This is a genomic window from Stieleria sp. JC731, assembly GCF_020966635.1.
Lineage (GTDB): Bacteria > Planctomycetota > Planctomycetia > Pirellulales > Pirellulaceae > Stieleria.
Genome location: NZ_JAJKFQ010000002.1, coordinates 326994 through 344024, shown reverse-complemented (window position 1 = coordinate 344024; position 17031 = coordinate 326994). Strand labels below are relative to the sequence as shown.

The 17031-nt window shown below is 53.2% G+C and carries 8 protein-coding genes; 6 read left to right on the top strand and 2 right to left on the bottom strand.

Translation table 11 applies throughout. From position 1 onward, the window contains the following. The first annotated feature begins 37 nt into the window (after nt 1-37). Nucleotides 38-3190 carry an Ig-like domain-containing protein gene (locus tag LOC67_RS07025; RefSeq protein WP_230261822.1) on the top strand — a complete coding sequence of 1051 codons (3153 nt, stop codon included), beginning with the start codon at nt 38-40 and terminating at the stop codon, nt 3188-3190. Between the two features lie 67 nt (nt 3191-3257). On the opposite strand, the gene LOC67_RS07020 is transcribed toward LOC67_RS07025, so the two are convergent. Then, nucleotides 3258-5495, bottom strand: a complete 2238-nt coding sequence (locus LOC67_RS07020; RefSeq protein WP_230261821.1) for an HTTM domain-containing protein — start codon at nt 5493-5495, stop codon at nt 3258-3260. A gap of 311 nt (nt 5496-5806) precedes the next feature. After that, complete coding sequence (locus LOC67_RS07015; RefSeq protein ID WP_230261820.1) at nt 5807-6859, bottom strand: Lpg1974 family pore-forming outer membrane protein; 1053 nt, start codon at nt 6857-6859, stop codon at nt 5807-5809. Between the two features lie 509 nt (nt 6860-7368). Here LOC67_RS07015 and LOC67_RS07010 point away from each other — a divergent pair. From LOC67_RS07010 to LOC67_RS06990, 5 genes are all read left to right on the top strand, one after another. After that, the gene (locus LOC67_RS07010; protein ID WP_230261819.1) at nt 7369-7599 is read left to right on the top strand and encodes a hypothetical protein; all 231 of its coding nucleotides are present in this window, start codon (nt 7369-7371) and stop codon (nt 7597-7599) included. 33 nt (nt 7600-7632) lie between these two features. Further along, nucleotides 7633-8220: an RNA polymerase sigma factor gene (locus tag LOC67_RS07005; RefSeq protein WP_230261818.1), complete on the top strand. Its 588-nt coding sequence runs from the start codon at nt 7633-7635 to the stop codon at nt 8218-8220. A 24-nt stretch (nt 8221-8244) separates the two neighbouring features. Beyond that, nucleotides 8245-11268 (top strand): serine/threonine-protein kinase, encoded by a 3024-nt coding sequence (locus LOC67_RS07000; protein ID WP_230261817.1) that lies wholly within the window; start codon nt 8245-8247, stop codon nt 11266-11268. Nucleotides 11269-11422: 154 nt separating this feature from the next. Next, complete coding sequence (locus tag LOC67_RS06995; RefSeq protein ID WP_230261816.1) at nt 11423-13804, top strand: Ig-like domain-containing protein; 2382 nt, start codon at nt 11423-11425, stop codon at nt 13802-13804. A 151-nt stretch (nt 13805-13955) separates the two neighbouring features. Then, nucleotides 13956-17024 carry a hypothetical protein gene (locus tag LOC67_RS06990; protein WP_230261815.1) on the top strand — a complete coding sequence of 1023 codons (3069 nt, stop codon included), beginning with the start codon at nt 13956-13958 and terminating at the stop codon, nt 17022-17024. The last annotated feature ends 7 nt before the right edge of the window (nt 17025-17031 follow it).

The following is a 17031-nucleotide window of genomic DNA, read 5'->3' as shown; positions in this document are numbered from 1 at the left end:
GGTTGTAAATCTAACCACAAGTTCTCTTGCAAAAGAAATGAAGCATCGTAACCGGTCCCGACTCCGTCGTCTTCAGATTGATCGTTTAGAACAACGCCGACTATTGGCGGTGTATTCTCCATCACCAGATGTGTCCGACGGTGAATCGGGAAGTCTGCGCGCCGCAGTCATCGCGTCGCAGTCCAATGGTGAAGATGACACCATCGAATTGACCAGCGGAATTTACCGATTGTCCGAAGACGAATTGGTCATCGGGGAAAACCTGACGAAGTTGCAAATCACTGGCGACGGTAGTGGTTCGACAATCATTGTTGCCGCAGAGGATTCGCGTCTATTTGATATCGATTTCGATGCCGAGGTTCAATTGACCGGTGTCACACTCGTTCGTGGAACCGCAGAAGAAGGCGCGCAAATACGAACGGCGGGCAAGCTATCAGTTTCCGATGTCGAATTCTCTGGGGGCAGTGGACTACTGGGCGGTTCAATCTTCAACGCCGGCCTTTTGGAATTAGACAATGTAAGTTTTCGATACAACGAAGCGGCTTGGGGTGGCGCGGTCTGGAATCACGCGGGTGCCGTCGTTGATGCGAGGGACGTCGAATTTCATTCAAACCGAGTGGACGCATCAAATGCGGGCAGCGTCGCGAGTCTTTGGGACTTGGGGATTCAGGGGGATATTGACACTCCCGCAAACGACATCATGTACCCGTACGTTGATACGATAGGGAATCCATCGGGCGCAGCCGTCTTCAATGCTGGCGTTTTCTCTTCTGATCAGATGGACGTCGTCGCAAACACCAGCGATTCGGGTCCTGTCATCATGAACTTTGGTGTGGATGCTCGTTTTGACGGAAATGGAATCAACGCGTTTGAAAACGACACGCGGGTTCAATCGGTGTTCAACAATGTTCTTGGCCAAGCAACCATCACTCGATCCGCGTTCTATCACAACACTGGATCGTTTGGGACTGTGATCAATACCTTGGGCACGCTTGACATCTTCGCGACTTCGATTTTCGAGAACGACATTTTGTTCGAAAACTCTGCAGCGGGAGCTATGATGGCTTACTCGGGCCTGACACGACTTGAGAATGTCTCCATCGTTAACAATCACTTCAATCGAGACGTTCGTGGGAAGGCAAGTAATTCGATGCGGTCGGCGGGGCTGCTGGTCAACAATAAAGACAACTCGTTAATCCAAATGACGGGCGTCGTGGTGGAAGGCAATCAGCGTTGGGCAAGTCGGCTTGCGAACGTGAATGGTGGCCTGACTCGCGAGAACCGACCTGAGCTTGTCAACGGTGCGATCCGCGGTGCCTATCAGTTGCTCGGTGGAAATCGAATTGGCGCCAACTTTGACCTTCAATTCAGCACTGCCCTGCCAAGCGGTAGCGGGCCTTCGAACGACATTTTTTTAGCAACTGCAGGTCCAACAGATGGCCCGCAGGATCAATTTCAATTGCTCGAATCAGGAATCTATGATGGGATCCCTTCGAGTCCGCCAGCTGGATCGAGCCGACTGATTGATGTATTGCCAGCGATCGAATCGAGCGTCGATGGTGACGGCGACGGGGTCGTTGCGGCCGACGCGGGAGCGATTGAGTATCGTCCCGGAATGGTTCGCCAGAGCGAGCTACCGAGTGTCGAAGACGCAGACGTTTCGGTGATGGAAGACAGCGGGTTTGCTGTCCTGCCAGTCGGTGCAGGTGTCATCAGTGGTGTCGCCGCACGTGGGACCGTCACCACCGATAGCCAGGGGCGACTACTGTATCGACCGGCTACCGATTATTTTGGTCTAGACCATGTTTACTACAAGACCGGGAACCAAGTCACCGCAGCAATTTCGGTTGACGTGCTACCGACGGCCGACGCACCGATCGCTCATGGCGATTCCTTTGTTGTTAAAGGCTTAGCCCAAGATGCCCGGGCCAAGCCCAGCTTTCGTCTTTACCCGCTACACAACGATTCGCTTGGCCCTGATGGCGGTGTCGGACTGCGAATTGTCAACGTAACCGACCCTCAGCACGGAAGCGTGACTCGAATCGAACATCAATTGCAGCCGGATTATGCGCGGAGCGGTTTTATTGACTATGTTCCAGAACCCGGGTTCACCGGTTTGGATACGTTTTCATATACGATCGCTAACGACTCCGGTTTGCAGGCAACGGCTTCGGTGACCATTGAAGTCCTGGATCCTAATAACTTGCCTGCCTATGGTCAGATGCAAGTGCGATTCGTGGATGAGCAATCAAACGACATCGAACAGGTTGCGGTCGGTCAGGTCTTCTATGCCGAAATCGCGGCAGAGAAAACAACTCCGTTGACCGATCGAATGCTTGAAGGTTTCGTTGGCTTTTCCAAACTCGGCGCGGGTATTCGTTTCCAAGGCAACGACATTGTTCCGGTTGGCGCCTACGCAGCGAACGGCGGAACCATCCCAGGCGACGGTCTGAAACCTGAAGCGATAGCCCCGTTTACTTCCGCTCCCTACCACTCCGCAGTGGTTAGTCGAAACAGTTCGACAGTCGAAGCGGTCGTGCAAACCTCTACACCAGGAGGTGAAGTTTCGGCGACGTTCTATCGCATTCCACTAGTTGCCAACTCATCGGGTGAATTGACAGCTGAGTTTGATGCGAGCATCGCACAGGATTTTGTTGACGGTTACATTTTGGGAGCCGGAACGTTGGGCTCTTGGAATCGCCAATCACTTCCTATGTCACAACTACGTCAACACGCCAGCGTTAGGCCCGATCAGATGCAGTTTGTCGGTGACTCCGTCAACGTGGTTGCAGAAAGCGATGGCGAATCGAATTTCCCGAACACGAATCTAGCCCTTCCGCAGGATGTCAATGTCGACGGACAAGTCACCGTGCTTGATGCATTGGTAACGATCAATACGCTGGCACGAATTCAGTCTCAATCTTCAAACGAACATTCAGGTGAGTCGCCGACGGTACAGAGTATTTACAAATGCGACGTCGACAAAAACGGAATATTTTCGCCCAAAGACGCTCTCAGCATCATCAACTACCTCGCACGCCAAGAATCGTTGGCGAGTTCCAGTGGCGAAGGTGAAGCAATCGAGCCGGAAGTGAACGAGCAGGCAGCGAGCGACATATTCGAGGCCCACGACGAAGTTTATTCGCAATTGGATTCGACACTGGGAACCCCAGAGATCGCCTTGTTCTAATCCTTGGATAAACCTCGAAGCGGTTTCAACGATGCGTGTATCGAAGTCACGAATCGCACTGTCGGTTTTACCGCCGCATGCCGCTACTGGGCATCTGGATTTTGCTGACGTTGATCCGCTCGCTTGATCGCGGCAAGATCCATGGGTTGTGCTTGAACGGCACGTAGCTGACCGCTGCCAGATCGACTTGAGGATCGACCAGCGGACGCGGGAAGTGATAGTTCAACATGATGTAGCTGCTCGCTCGCACTTCTGGACGGCGGCCCGTGGCCGATTCCCATCGGTCTGCAATGTGCCTCGCGTATTGTTGAATCAGTCTCGGCCGAACTGTGAATTGCTCCAACTGATGAGAGTTCAATTCGTGGAAATGGTTCCACATCACGTTCAGCTTGCGATCTTCGAACGTCACGAAGGACTCTGGCAAACCTCGCCAATCTACAGGTCTCAAACGCGAGAAGTCGATCCAGACGACGTACGGTGCGTCACCGGATAGCTTCAGCAATGATGACCGATCCAGCGGAGTCTTCGACCCTGGGACGCTCAGCACCAAAAACCGTTCGCCGGTAAAGTTGGCACCTTGTAGCAAGAATGGATGCAATCGACTGAAGATCGGCTGCAGGTCGGGGAACAACGGCGATTGGTAAAGTTGATGCAGTCGGTTTGTCAGGGCAACTTGCGATACTTCCGAAGGGCTTTCGATCTGGTCACGTGCGACGAGCATCTGGTCAAGCTCGGTGACCAATGCGAGCATCGCATCCACAGACGATTTGCCAAAACGCTCCGCAAAGTCGGCTTCACGTACACGTTGACGAGTCGCTTGCAATGCTTCGGCGAGAGAGATCGTCTGCTCAATTTTCGGCTCGCCACCGAACGCAGATCGCCAGAGTTTTGACAGCTTCTCTCGTTCGGTACTCCGCGATTCTTCCGTCGCTTGACCCGTGTTGGGTGAATTGTAGATCACACGTGTGCCCAGCGAGGGCTCAAAGGTGACAGCCAGTCCCGGATGATGATCCCACCGAAAAAGGTGGCTGTCGATCGATGTGTAAACCGCTTTGGGGACATCATCGGAGCAGGCTTGCCAATCCACCTGGGATCGCCCTCGCTCGTCTACGACATGCAACTGAGGATCCACAACACGGTAGGTTAGGTAGCCAGCTGCTTTGGAACGCAGCATCATTCGCCAACTGAAATCCTGCGCTTCCTCGGTCCAGTTTGCGTCACCAGAGATGAAATGGTGCCTTAGTGGCCAGACGCTCTGCCAAGTTAGGAACAGACAGATCAGTGTAAACGCGTAACGCTGCATTGGCAGTGTTTGGGAAGCCGGCTTAGCGGGCTCCAAAGTGTCCTTTGCTTGCCACACAAAGCCTGCAAGTCGCTTGGTAAGTCGCAATGGCCAGTCGGGTGCAAAAAAGATCAGCGTTGCCGTGAACGCCATCGTGGGAAACACACCGATGGGAAACATGAAGTGGTTGTGCAGGTGGAACAGAAACGTCAGCGTGATCGCCAGCCAACGCGTCCGTTTCCAAAGCAGCAGGAATCCGATCGCCAAATCAAAGATCAGCCCACCCCAGGCTAATAGCAAACAAAAATGGATGGTCTGCACGCTGTCGGGCAAGCCGACCATGCGATCCGCGGTCAATCGAAGTTGATCGCCAATGGCAAACAACGGTTCCCCGGTTAACCAATCGGCGTTGATCTTTGCGATCCCGCCGTAGAAGTAAACGATGAACAGTTGGAATCGGAGCAAGAACACCGGCCAAAACGGAATCATTCCCGATGGCAATTCGGTGGCAGCGGCTTCGGAATTAGCCTGCGGTTTTCGCCAACGAGAGCGGACTAAGTTATCGATTGAGAAACGCGTCGCCGCTGGCATGAAGATCAGCAGGAACGCCAACAAGCACATCAAGTAGTAGTGATTGTTGTAACTGGTCGCTTCGAGCAGAAAGATATAGCCGTAGCTAAGGAACAACGTAGCCGCAGCAGTCCGGTAGAAGAGCCCCGCCGCGACCAATAACGCCGCAATGATGGCGACACCGAAATGGATCGATAGCCAGGGTTCGGCCAAGGGGCGAACCCATTCGAATCCAAGGTAAGTGAAATGCCAGGGCGGATTGACGTAGTACAGATCCAGAGGCCGTAGGCTACCGGTGTAGATCAGGAATTTGCCAATGTGCCACGCCATGACGAGACCAAAGCAAATTCGGAATACCGCTAGAGAAGCGCCGTCGACCGGCAAGCTAAGCAGCGCCTTGAACTCGGCCAAATAGTCACGAGCATGCTTTTTCGAGGCACGTTTTTGAGGCATTGCAGCGGAATGTCGATGGAGAGGCGAGCTGGGGGCAATAAAGATTCTGCCACGCTCCAACTATCAAGACCGCCGAGACGCGTCAAGACAAATGTTCAACCGAACAGGCTGCCGCGTCTGGTGGTCTATGATTAAGGCTCTCCGTATGCCCCTTGGCTGCCCCATGGCGGGCGGCGAAAGGTCTGTGTGACAAACCTGCAGCCATTGGCCATGGGGCAACTAATGTCGACTCGATCCAGATCGGTGTCGGTGCCTACAAACTTCCGATCTTATCGATTGACTGGCTTCTGAAGCCTTGGTAGCTCGCAGGTTTAGTAAACAAAACCTGCTTCCAGCATCAGGCCGATGAAGCCCAAGTCCTCGTTTTGCGGATCGTCCACGTTTGCTTCGTCGGAGTCATCCAAGTAGATGGCTGACGGGTTAGGGCTTCCGACGTTGGACCAGAACTGAGATTCCAGACCGGTTCGGAAATAGAGCCCCTGAGCACATCGGAATTCACCTCCAAGTTGCAGCTCGATAGAGCTTGCGAGATGACTATCGCTTTCGATCAGCAACACCTCGTCTCCGTCATCATCGGTGGCACGAAAGTTCTGGTTGCCGAACAGCAGCGATCCACGCCCATTGCAAAAGACTGAAAAGCCCGAATTGCGAACGGGCATAACCAATTCGCTTGCCAGGGTCGGTCCGACACCTTCAAATTCGATGTCACCGATCGCGATCCCTGAATCCGTTTCTGCAAGATATCCCTGAGCGATCTTTGCGTACCGGACACCGCCGCTGATTTTCAGTGGTTTGGCAAGCTGGCGTTGCAATTCTAGATCAAAGACATCGGCCTCGATGCTTTGCGTCAATGTTGCAGTGTCGACGTCCACCAAGCCAATGATGGTGTCGCCGTCGTTAGTCGAGCTCCACATGAGGGCGCCTTCGTCTTGAACCAAGCCAACGTTCGCGTCGACGTCAAACGAAGTGCTGTTGTCGAACTGCCAGTATCGTGCACGCCAGCCAAATCCATCGGTCCCGCCGAGGTAGCCGACTTCGACGCGATACGAATCCTGCATCTTCCAGTCAAAATCTAGATGCTCGATGATGGGATCGTTTTGTGCGATGATCCCCGTCGCATTGGTCTGGAAGGGCGCGACGAACACAAGCTCGCCCTTTCCATAGATTCCCTTTTGGGACGTGTCACAAGCACACGCCCGAGGTGCGGTGTAGTGCACAGGGGCTGATGCTTTTTGCTCCAGTTTTTCAACGCGATCGAGCAGGCTGTCGTAGGAGCCAAGCTCGATCTCCTGCGCGTAGCTGGAAGAACAACTGCCGATCGTAAAGGCGATCGCAGCGCCAAATAAGAAATGCCTAAGACCCATCCGTGGTCTCCATTGAGAGGGGGTTGCAGTGGTTTGGAAACCTGACGCTGGCGTTTTCCAGACGTTCTCGATTCACCTAATCTCAATGCTCTATCGGACATTGAACCCCATGGGGGCAAATATCTCGCTGCGACAACGCGCACCCAATGCCACTAGCTAAACTTGTGCAGGCTGGTCAGTTTGCGCAGCCGGATCAGTTTGACTTCCGAGCAAGGTTTCATGCGCGTCGGTGTCGGGTTGCATCATGGTTGTCGAATTAATACCCGGTCAGAACCTCTGTGACGTCCTCAGCCATTTCATCGATTCGCCTCCCAGTTGTCACTGGATCTCCCTGGTTTTTACGTCGCTAAACTATCGTGCATTAGCGAAGGTGTGACTTATGCCCCTCTGTGGGGTTGTCGCTCCAGGGTGATGGAAGCGACGGATGTTTCCAAAGGATATGCTTTCCAAGTTTTTATAAAATCGCCGATCTCATTTACCGTTTTTACAAGTCCGCGGAGTCCATTGCGATGTCCCAAGAACCAAATAGCGAAGACCAAAAAAGTCCATCCGATGACTCGAAGCCATATGTCATCACACCAGAAGTCTTTCTTGCGAGGATGACTGAGATTGCAAATCGACCGATGGATTCAGAGGACCAGCACGGCGACGCCGACGTCTTGATGATGGAAACACTACGATCGTTAGGCTACGACGAAGGCATCGACGCTTTCGAAAATATGGATCGCTGGTATCCGTAACGTGATCGCTTCGAAAACTGGTGATGACGTCTGATGGAAGTGACATCGAAAAGCCTACTGGTGCGGCTGCAAAGTCAGTCGGTGGATGACCGATCTTGGCAGAGGCTCATCGATCTCTATCGTCCGCTGATCTTGTCATGGCTTCGCAAGTCGATGCTGCAGAATCAAGACGCGGAGGATCTGACTCAAGAAATACTGTTGGTTGTTGTTCGCAAAGTGGGAGACTTTGTTCACCCTGGACATCAAGGCGCATTTCGGGGCTGGCTCAAGACGATCACGCTAAACAAAATGCGATCGTTTTGGCGTTCTCGGAACTATCGTCCCAAAGCGACCGGCAGTTCTCAGTTTTTGGATATGATCGAAGAACTAGAAGACCCTGGCAGCAATCTCAGTCGCCTGTGGAACGAAGAGCACGACCAGTACGTTTTGGAGCGACTCTTGGAATTGATGGAAGACGAGTTTGAAGAGAAGACTCTTCAGGCGTTTCGACGAACGGCCCTTGTTAGCGAACCGGCAAAGGAAGTCGCTTTGTCGCTGGGGATGAGTGTTGGCGCCGTCTACGTCGCAAAGTCGGCAGTCCTGCGACGGATTCGGCAGGAAGCCGATGGGCTGATCGACTGATCTGCATCGCGAAATGTTTGCGATATGAATAAGACTCCAACACAACATCCTTCCGAGCAACAGCTCAGCGATTTTTCGTTGGGGCGGCTGTCTGCGGATGAGTCTGAGTTTGTCTCGCAGCACATCATGATCTGCGAGCAATGCTGCACAGCTTTGGATGTTCTTGCCGAACAGCCTGATGATTTCCTTCGCAAGCTAAAGCAGGTTTCGGATCAGCGTGATCGCAGCGGTAAACCCGTCATCGAATCTGATTCGCATCGCTCGGCTGTTCAACCCACGACGGTGACAAGCACGACACCGCAGATCGATGGCTACGAAGTGCTTGACGAACTGGGACGCGGCGGGATGGGAGTCGTCTATCGAGTGCGGCAAGTCGGTTTGGATCGACTTGTCGCGTTGAAGATTATCTTGGCCGGTGCGCAGGCAACTCCAGAGGAACAGATTCGGTTTCGCAAAGAGGCGCATGCGGTTGCGCAGCTTGTCCATCCGAACATCGTGCAGGTTTATGAGACTGGGGCTACAGACGGAATCCCATACTTCACGATGGAGTATGTCGAAGGATCAACACTGAAAGATGCGATCGCAGGAAAACCGTGGAACCCCATGCTTTCGGCGAAGCTCACCAAGTCGCTTGCCGAAGCGATGCAATCAGCTCACGACAGAGGCATCATCCATCGAGATTTGAAACCGGCCAACGTCATGTTGCCAAAGTCGGTATCGAACGAATCGGATGAGTCTGACTCGTGGCTGAAGCAAGCGACGCCGAAGATCACAGACTTTGGACTTGCGAAAAGACTCGGTGACCACGAATTGACACAACCTGGAACGGTGGCAGGCACGCCAGGTTTCATGGCGCCCGAACAAGCACTGCCGACCAAGGGCGGCGTCGGCATTGCGGCGGATGTCTATTCGATCGGGGCGATCCTTTACAACCTTATCACCGGACGCCCGCCATTCGAAGCCGACACTGCCATTCAGATTCTGAATCAATTGATTGAACAAGATCCCCTATCACCGCGGGCGTTAAACCCGAGTGTTGATCGCGATCTTGAAACGATCTGTTTGAAGTGTTTGGAAAAAGAACCCATCCGTCGATACGGTTCGGCAATCGATCTTGCGGAGGATCTAGGACGCTACCTCAATGGGCGCCCAATTCGGGCTCGAAAGGTAAGTGCTGCGGGGAAACTACTGCGATGGTCTCGCCGCAACCGTTGGCTTGCCGCTGTCAGCGCGGCGCTGATGGTTCTGCTCGTTTCCGCAGCGATCGCGGGGCCGCTTGTTGCTTTTTCTTATAGTCGCCTTGCAAAAGCTGAACGTGTAGCCGCAAGTGAAGCAAGGAAATCACGAAGTCGTGCGGACACGCAGGCTAGATTGGCGCAGCGTCAACGCGCCATGGCAGAGCGGGAAGCGGCGACTTCCAATGAGGTGTCAAGTTTCTTGCTCGGGCTTTTTGACGATGCGGATCCACTCGCTTGGTCGGGCCGTGCGTTCGGAATTCTTACGGAGGTTAATCCGAGCGCGATTGAAATCGTCGATCGCGGCGCGAAATCACTCGGTGATAAGACCATTCTTCAGGATCAGCCACTCGTTCGGGCGACCATCTTGGACAAGATTGGCACCGTCTACCTTAGTCTAGGAAGAATTGATAAAGCCCGCCCGCTACTGTTTGAATCACTGGAACTGCGCAGCGAACATTTGCCTCCAGACCATCCTGATCTCGCAGCGAGTCTGCACAGCTCGGGGTACCTCCACTTCGCATCCGGCAACATGGATCGTGCTGAGGAGTTTCTTAAAAAGTCGCTCGCGATGCGTGAGCGAATCTTGGGTGAGGATCATCCTTATACGCTTGAGTCCACTGTGCAATTGGGGATCCTTTACTTGGTGCCGCCCAAACGTGAGGCAGAGGGAAAAGCTCTGCTCACTCGGGCTCTCGAAGTGTACCGGTCTCAGCAACGCGACTCCACACACGCGACTTCATTGGCGGGGCGTGACATTCAGTGGATGTTCATGACGTTGGCCGCATTGACCTATAACGATCTGCAATCCGCCAACGCAGTCGACCTTGACACGCTTAGCCTTGTCGACGAACTGCAGCAGATTGCCAGAGCGGTTCCCAATCGAGAGCTTGGCGGAATCATCGTGCATTTCATCGATGCGGAAAAGCAACGCTATGCCGGAAACACCGTTGCGAAAGTATCATCGATGTTGGCGAGAACTCATTTTCAGCATGCGGAAGCTGAATACAGAGACGCGCTGGATCTGGGTGAGAAAACGGGGACGCGCAACCACTACATGTTGGCATGGATCCGCCGCGAGTTTGGATATTTCTTGGTCGAACAGAGACGTTACCAAGAAGCCGAATCCGAATTTGTTGAGGCACTCCGCGTTTACCGCATGCAGTTCCGTGAAAGCAATGCGGCGCATTTGACTCAGATGCTCTACCAGACAGCCCAGTGCATCTTGCATGGACGATACGCAAAAGCCGATCGTCGTGAAGATCGCCAAAGGATTAGAGACGAAATTGAGAAGTACCTTTCTCAAGCAGTCGAAATTGGCGACACCGCTCCTGAGATGGCAACCAGGCAGCGGGCGATCCACCTGTTTGTCTACTCGGAATTTTTGCAGCAGTCATTGCCACCAAGGTACGAAGAATCCATTGCACACCTGAATGAAGCGTTGGAGATTCGTCAAAGAGTGTTTGGACGCCAGTCCCCACAATCTTTGCAGTGCGTTGCACTGATCATCAACGGATTGGCAAGGCAGGAAAAAATTGATGTGGCAGCACGCCTTGTTGATTCTTGGATCGCCGGTGGCTCAGATCTTCCCTGGCCTCAGCGATCATTGCCCTTGCTGGTTGGCGTTGCGGAGATTTTCGCCGGGCAAGACCGCGTTGACATGGCGATGGCTTTGTTACGCCAGGCACACGCAGCTGGATTTCGTGATGTCCGTCGCCTGAATCGTTCAGCAGCTTTTGCTGCACTCAATCAGAACGCGGATTTTCAGCAGTTACGTGAGCAAATTCAAAATGAGCTCAAAGGCAACGATTGACGCCAAAAGTCGGCGGTTTTCTTTGCTATGCCGATAGGTAGCAGGAAAAGTTTCAAAAAAGCTGTCAGACGCTCAAAGATTCAGATGTCTGGCCACCTTTCTCTCGTAGTTGTTTTGTTTTCCAAGCTGACGCGACGAGCAGGGTGTTCCAGATATGTTCTCTTTTCGAAAAAAGTCCAAAAGTCGTCGCCGAAGTTCGCGGCAATTGCGATGTGAATCACTCGAACGTCGCCGACTGTTAGCTGTCGTTTGGTCGAATCGCGGCTCAGATTCAAACGACTCCGACGGATTTACAGCACAGTTTGGCGAGAACGCGGACATCGCCAGGGCAACCGTTGATACAGCGATTGCGAATTGGAACAACGTCATTACTAGCTTCAACTATTCCGACGCGTCGCTAAATAACACCTACGACATCACGTTCTCGGTCGCTGATATCGATAAAAGCAATGCCGCATCAACGAGTATCGATAATTTTGACGATGCTGGAAAGCCGACTAGCGGTGCGGTCAAAATCGGCTCACACGTCAATTGGGGATTGGATGCAACGCCCGGCGACAATGTTGAGTTCACGGACATTACAAATCCATTCTGGGCGACGGACCCAACCGGCTCTGATGTGAACGGGAAAGATTTGTTGCAGGCAATGCAGCACGAATTAGGCCACGCATTAGGTATCAATATCGGTCCAGGATCGGCAGCAAAAACGTTCTCGGTTAACACTGGAGTTAAGGATGGGAATGATGCATCAAAGACCCTCCATCTTGTGACCGCTCCTAGCGGGTTACAGGCGACCTTGACGTCTGGGCACTTCTATGAAGGCCCGACTGTGCAGTTTGAAGGGAACAATCTTCCGACGATCGAAAATGATTTGATGAACTCCGGGAGGACTGTAAGTGGGCCCAATATTCGCCGGTTGATCAGCGACTTCGATGTGACCTTTCTTCGAGATATCTATGGCTATTCGGTTCGGATGCCTTCGATGATCAACACCTTCCATGCTGAGCTAGACCAGACCACCGATGAACTCGTTGTTCGAGGCACCGAATCGGGCGACCGGATTTTCATTCAACAGTTGCAAGCCAAAAATCGAGTGGGTGTCAACGACACGCGTGAAGCCTTTGATCCGGATGAAATCAGCTCGACAAAGATTTTTGCTGGTGATGGTAATGATGCGATTCGGCTCGACTCAAAACTTTCAGGGCTCATCAGTCTCGACGGTGGAGATGGTGTTGACCGGCTCCAGTTTAACCAAGCAGTCGATGCGATATTTGCATCACGCGATCAGGATTCCCTCAGCGGTGTTCTTAGGACGGACAATGGATTGGTTGTCAATTTCGCAGGCGTCGAAAAGTTTGACTTTGTACGTCCAGACGCTGGAACTGGATACTCCGTCGATGAAGGAGGCCATGTCACTTTGAACGGAACCTACGTACTTCCACCGACGGAAGAGTTGGAGTTTCCACTGTGGAGTCGTGTCGTTAACGAACCAACCGTTCCGGCGGGCGCGACGGTCGAGATTGTCGAATGGGACCTCGATGGCGACGGGATATTCGGCGAAACCGATGCTGACGCACGATTCGGTGATGAGACGGGTGCCACTGTCAACTTTGACGCAGCCATGATTGATGGTGTCGCAGCCGGAACAACGATTCCCGTTTCTTTCCGCGTAACGGATACCAACGGAAATCGGATTACGAGCCAAACGAAGGTCGTGGTCAATAACGTATCGCCACAGTCGGCTAGCGTCTCCGTCAGTTCGCAACTGATCACCGAAGGAGAATCACTGACACTAGTTGGAACGTTCACCGATCCGAGTGCCCTCGATACCCTTACAATTTTGATCGACTGGGGAGATGGCGAAACAAGGACAATCAGCCTAGACGCAGGCGAGAGGTCTTTCCGCGCAGAGCACACCTATGACGATCCAGGTACACCAACGCTTAGCGTGCGTGCTCTCGACGATGATGGTGGCGCATCTTCCATTCGTTCAATCGACATCGAGGTCAACGCCAACCCAATTGCAAACCCGGATCGTGTGGAAACAGGCGAAGACGTTGCGGTCAACATTGATGTTTTGAACAATGATACAGATGCTGACGCGGACACACTCAGCTTGGTAGCAGCCAGGGCCGAAAATGGGACGGTTCGAATCGAAGACGATGGCACGTTGTCTTATCGGCCGAATTTGAATTTTACCGGTGTCGACTCCATTGTTTACCGGATCAGTGATGGTCGGGGCGGCTTCGCCGAATCGACAGTCACCGTTCGAGTCCTCAGTCCCGCGCAGCAACTTTCGAATCTTCGAGACGATGTCAGATCGTTGCAGCAATCCGGTGACCTGACCAAAGGCCAAGCAGGGGCTCTGATTAAAAAGCTTGAACCCAAAGGGTCATTGAAAGCCACCATCAATTCACTGAAATCCTTCGTCCAGCAAGTCGGGGAACTCGTTGAATTGGGACAATTGGATAGCGAAGATGGTCTGCGGTTGATCGGTGCGGTTCGTGACATCCGAACCGGTTTGTTCGTCAGATGATCTTCACATTTCACCTGAGGGGATCGGAAAGTTAACGATCCGATCCTCTTTTTCGCATGGTTTCGGCTTTCAGCATCTTTGGGTGCAAGCGGTGGTGTGGTGAGTCATAATTGCGGTGGGGAACGTTCCGCTGACTCAAGATGCTGTTGCCATGCCCACGTTTAAAAGATTCATCTCCCGATCGAATTGCTCGGTCATTATTCCGATCCTCGCGTTAGTCCTGCTCGTTGGACGACCGATTCAATCTCTGGCGGAGGAGATTGCGCTGATCAATGCCGACGAGCCGATGGGCGGTTGGACGTTCGACAACGGAAAAGAATTCCCTGGGGCGGTCGGTCGACTTGAATTGATCAATGAAGACCAGCAGCCGACGCTGAAACTACATGGTGATTTCTCAGGTGGTGGAAACTACGTCCAAGCCGCAAAGTCGTTGCCGAACATCTCCATTGACTCGGTCGATTTTGAAATCAAGGTTCCCTCGGGTGTCTCAAAGGTCACAACGCGGCTGATCGATGGCACCGGGCAGTGCCACCAACTAGACATTCGACTCAGCGACAAAGGCGGCTGGCAGAACTACTCGTTTCCCGTCGCTCGATACTTCGCAGGGATCAAGGCGGGCACGCCGATGGACATTGTCACCCGCTACGAGAAATGGGGTGGTGCCAACGATGGTGCGTGGCATCAACCGTTGAAGCTGTTGGTGTTCTTGGCTGGTAAAGAGGCTCTCCGCGACGGCAGTATCTCGCTGCGAAATGTTCGCATCACGCCAACGCCTCCGAAAACCGAAATCGAAGCGGTGGTGCGACTTGATGATTTCAATGAAGGAAGCACCGGAAGCTGGGGATACAACAACGGGGATGAATTCAAGGGGGCTCGCGGCGGACTCGTGACTCTGTCGGCAGCGCAAGCCGAATCTGGCGACACACCGGGGCTAAAGCTGTCGGCTGATTTTTCGGCAGGTGGACGCTACGTCGGTGCTCGCAGAAGTGTCGGCACGGACGGCGTTCGCCAAACGAAAATGGTTCGTTTCAAAGTCCGTACGTCAGATGTTGAGCAGGTCTCGGTGCGTCTGGTAGACGAAACGGGGCAATGTCATCAACGCGGCGGAATCGAGCTGAATGCGGATGGCCGCTGGCACACAATTGAATTGGACCCGCTGCAGATCTCTGGCGGTGAGCATTGGGCAGGAGCCAACGATGGCAAGTGGCATGGGGCGTTAAGCTTTGTCGAGTTGATGCTTAGCGAGCGATCGTCTTCGCAAAAGTCGATGTCGTTGGAGCTTGCCGACCTGCACGTGGAAAACATCGTCGAAGCCGATGTGGCAAATGCGGCTTGGTCAGAATCATTTGATTCCGCTGATACGCTAAAAGCATGGGACACCTCCGGTGATGTAACGTCGCATTCGACTGATGGCAACGGTTCGCTACGGCTGCATCGGTCGCTTGACGGAATCCGAAACGGTACTTCAGCGGCGGGCCCAAGTTTTCCAGTTCGTCGCGGGCATTGGCAAGTTGCATTCCGAGATCGAGGCGATCTGTATTCACCCGATGATTCCTATCATGCACGCGTCATGCTTGTCGCATTGGATTCCGACGGAGCCGTTATCGAGCAGATCCCAATCGCCACCCGAAACGGATCTTCGAGTTGGCAGGACGTCGCGATGACGGTTTCGCTGCCAGCGTCGGCCAAAGCGGCTCGCGTCCATGTCGATTTCCAAAAAACGTATGGTGACTATTCGGTTGACGATCTCGCGATTCGTCGATTGGAAGTTCAGCCGCCCGAGCCAATCGTCCGCGATATCAGGATCGCGTCGGAGACAACCGGCAACCTGTTTCTACCTGAAGATCGCGTGCAGTTTCAGCTGACAGTCAACACCTCGAAATCGCTCGCGAAGTCCGATCGCGTCGCACGATGTGTGGTGAAAGATTATCGCGGCGACGTCGTTCTGGGTGATCTCAACGCCGTGCTCGTGCCATCGGAACCGAATTCACCTTTGAAGTATGTCGCCAACCTCGATGTTCCGGTCGGGCAATTGAATGTCGGGCAGTTTTACGAGCTGCACGTTGCGGTTCCGCAAAGTTATGGGGCCGAGGCAACGGAGCTTTCCGGATTTGCTCGACTGCCCATCGCGCCGTCGAAGCAATTTAAGCCCGAGCAGATTCCTTTCACCATTCGCAATTGGGATAGCCGAATCCGCGAATACTTTTATCTGGCTGATCGACTCGGTCTTCGGCAGATTGGTATCTGGGGTAGCTGGCAAAACGATCCGCCCTACAAACCTCATGCTCCTGGTATCGAGATCTGCAAAGAGCTTAACGCGAAGTGGATCACCGGAACTCCAGCAAGCGATGTCGAACGCAACGGTTTCGAAAATGTCACGGAGGAATCGTTACGTCAAGGAATGACGAATTTCTTGAAGGCGTATGCCGACAAAGGTTTGCTGATGATCGCACAAGGCAACGAACCGCACGGAACGGGGCAAGTCGTACTGGATAACGTCCGGGCGTATCGAGCAAACTACGAAGCGGTCAAAGCATTTGATCCAGCGATCGAAGTCGTCGGAACGTCTGTCGAACCGAATGAAGAATATTTTAAAGCCGGATACCAAAAGTACCTCGACTCGTACGACTTCCACATCTACGAACATTACACGGCGGTGCGTCGGACGATGCAGCAGTACCGTGAGCTGATGGAAAAGTACGACGCGGTCAAGCCGATTCACTCCACCGAACTGGGCTTGAACAGTGCCGGTCAATCGCGGCTGTCGGTGGCGATCGAATTGATCAAAAAGTGCACCGTGTTTTTCGCCGAGGGCGGCAAGACTGTCAGTTGGTTCACGATCCAGTACCCCGATACCGATGGCACATCACGCGGCCAGTTTGGCAACTCGCATTGTGTGTTCGATTGCAAGTTCAATAACTACAATCCACGACTCGATGCGTTGACGCACTACCACATGATTAATGCGATGCTGGACAAACGCTTTGTGGAAGAGGAGCAGCGCAAGGACGGTACACAGGTTTATCTGTTCCGCAATTCAGCCGGTGAATCGCTGCTGGTTGTGTGGAATGACATCGCGGAGGCGGAGGTTGCACTTTCCGTGTCAGACGCAGAATCCGTTCGCCAAATCCGAATCGATGGTCAGACGACCGAACTCTCACCGGCGGACGGCACCCTGTCGGTCACGGTGAACAATGTGCCGCAACTAATCCTGTTTTAGCGACGAT

Bases quoted from the DNA above. Each gene is read 5' to 3' on its own strand.
- LOC67_RS07025 (WP_230261822.1), top strand. From the start codon at position 38: ATGAAGCATCGTAACCGGTCCCGACTCCGTCGTCTTCAGATTGATCGT.
- LOC67_RS07020 (WP_230261821.1), bottom strand. From the start codon at position 5,495: ATGCCTCAAAAACGTGCCTCGAAAAAGCATGCTCGTGACTATTTGGCC.
- LOC67_RS07015 (WP_230261820.1), bottom strand. From the start codon at position 6,859: ATGGGTCTTAGGCATTTCTTATTTGGCGCTGCGATCGCCTTTACGATC.
- LOC67_RS07010 (WP_230261819.1), top strand. From the start codon at position 7,369: ATGTCCCAAGAACCAAATAGCGAAGACCAAAAAAGTCCATCCGATGAC.
- LOC67_RS07005 (WP_230261818.1), top strand. From the start codon at position 7,633: ATGGAAGTGACATCGAAAAGCCTACTGGTGCGGCTGCAAAGTCAGTCG.
- LOC67_RS07000 (WP_230261817.1), top strand. From the start codon at position 8,245: ATGAATAAGACTCCAACACAACATCCTTCCGAGCAACAGCTCAGCGAT.
- LOC67_RS06995 (WP_230261816.1), top strand. From the start codon at position 11,423: ATGTTCTCTTTTCGAAAAAAGTCCAAAAGTCGTCGCCGAAGTTCGCGG.
- LOC67_RS06990 (WP_230261815.1), top strand. From the start codon at position 13,956: ATGCCCACGTTTAAAAGATTCATCTCCCGATCGAATTGCTCGGTCATT.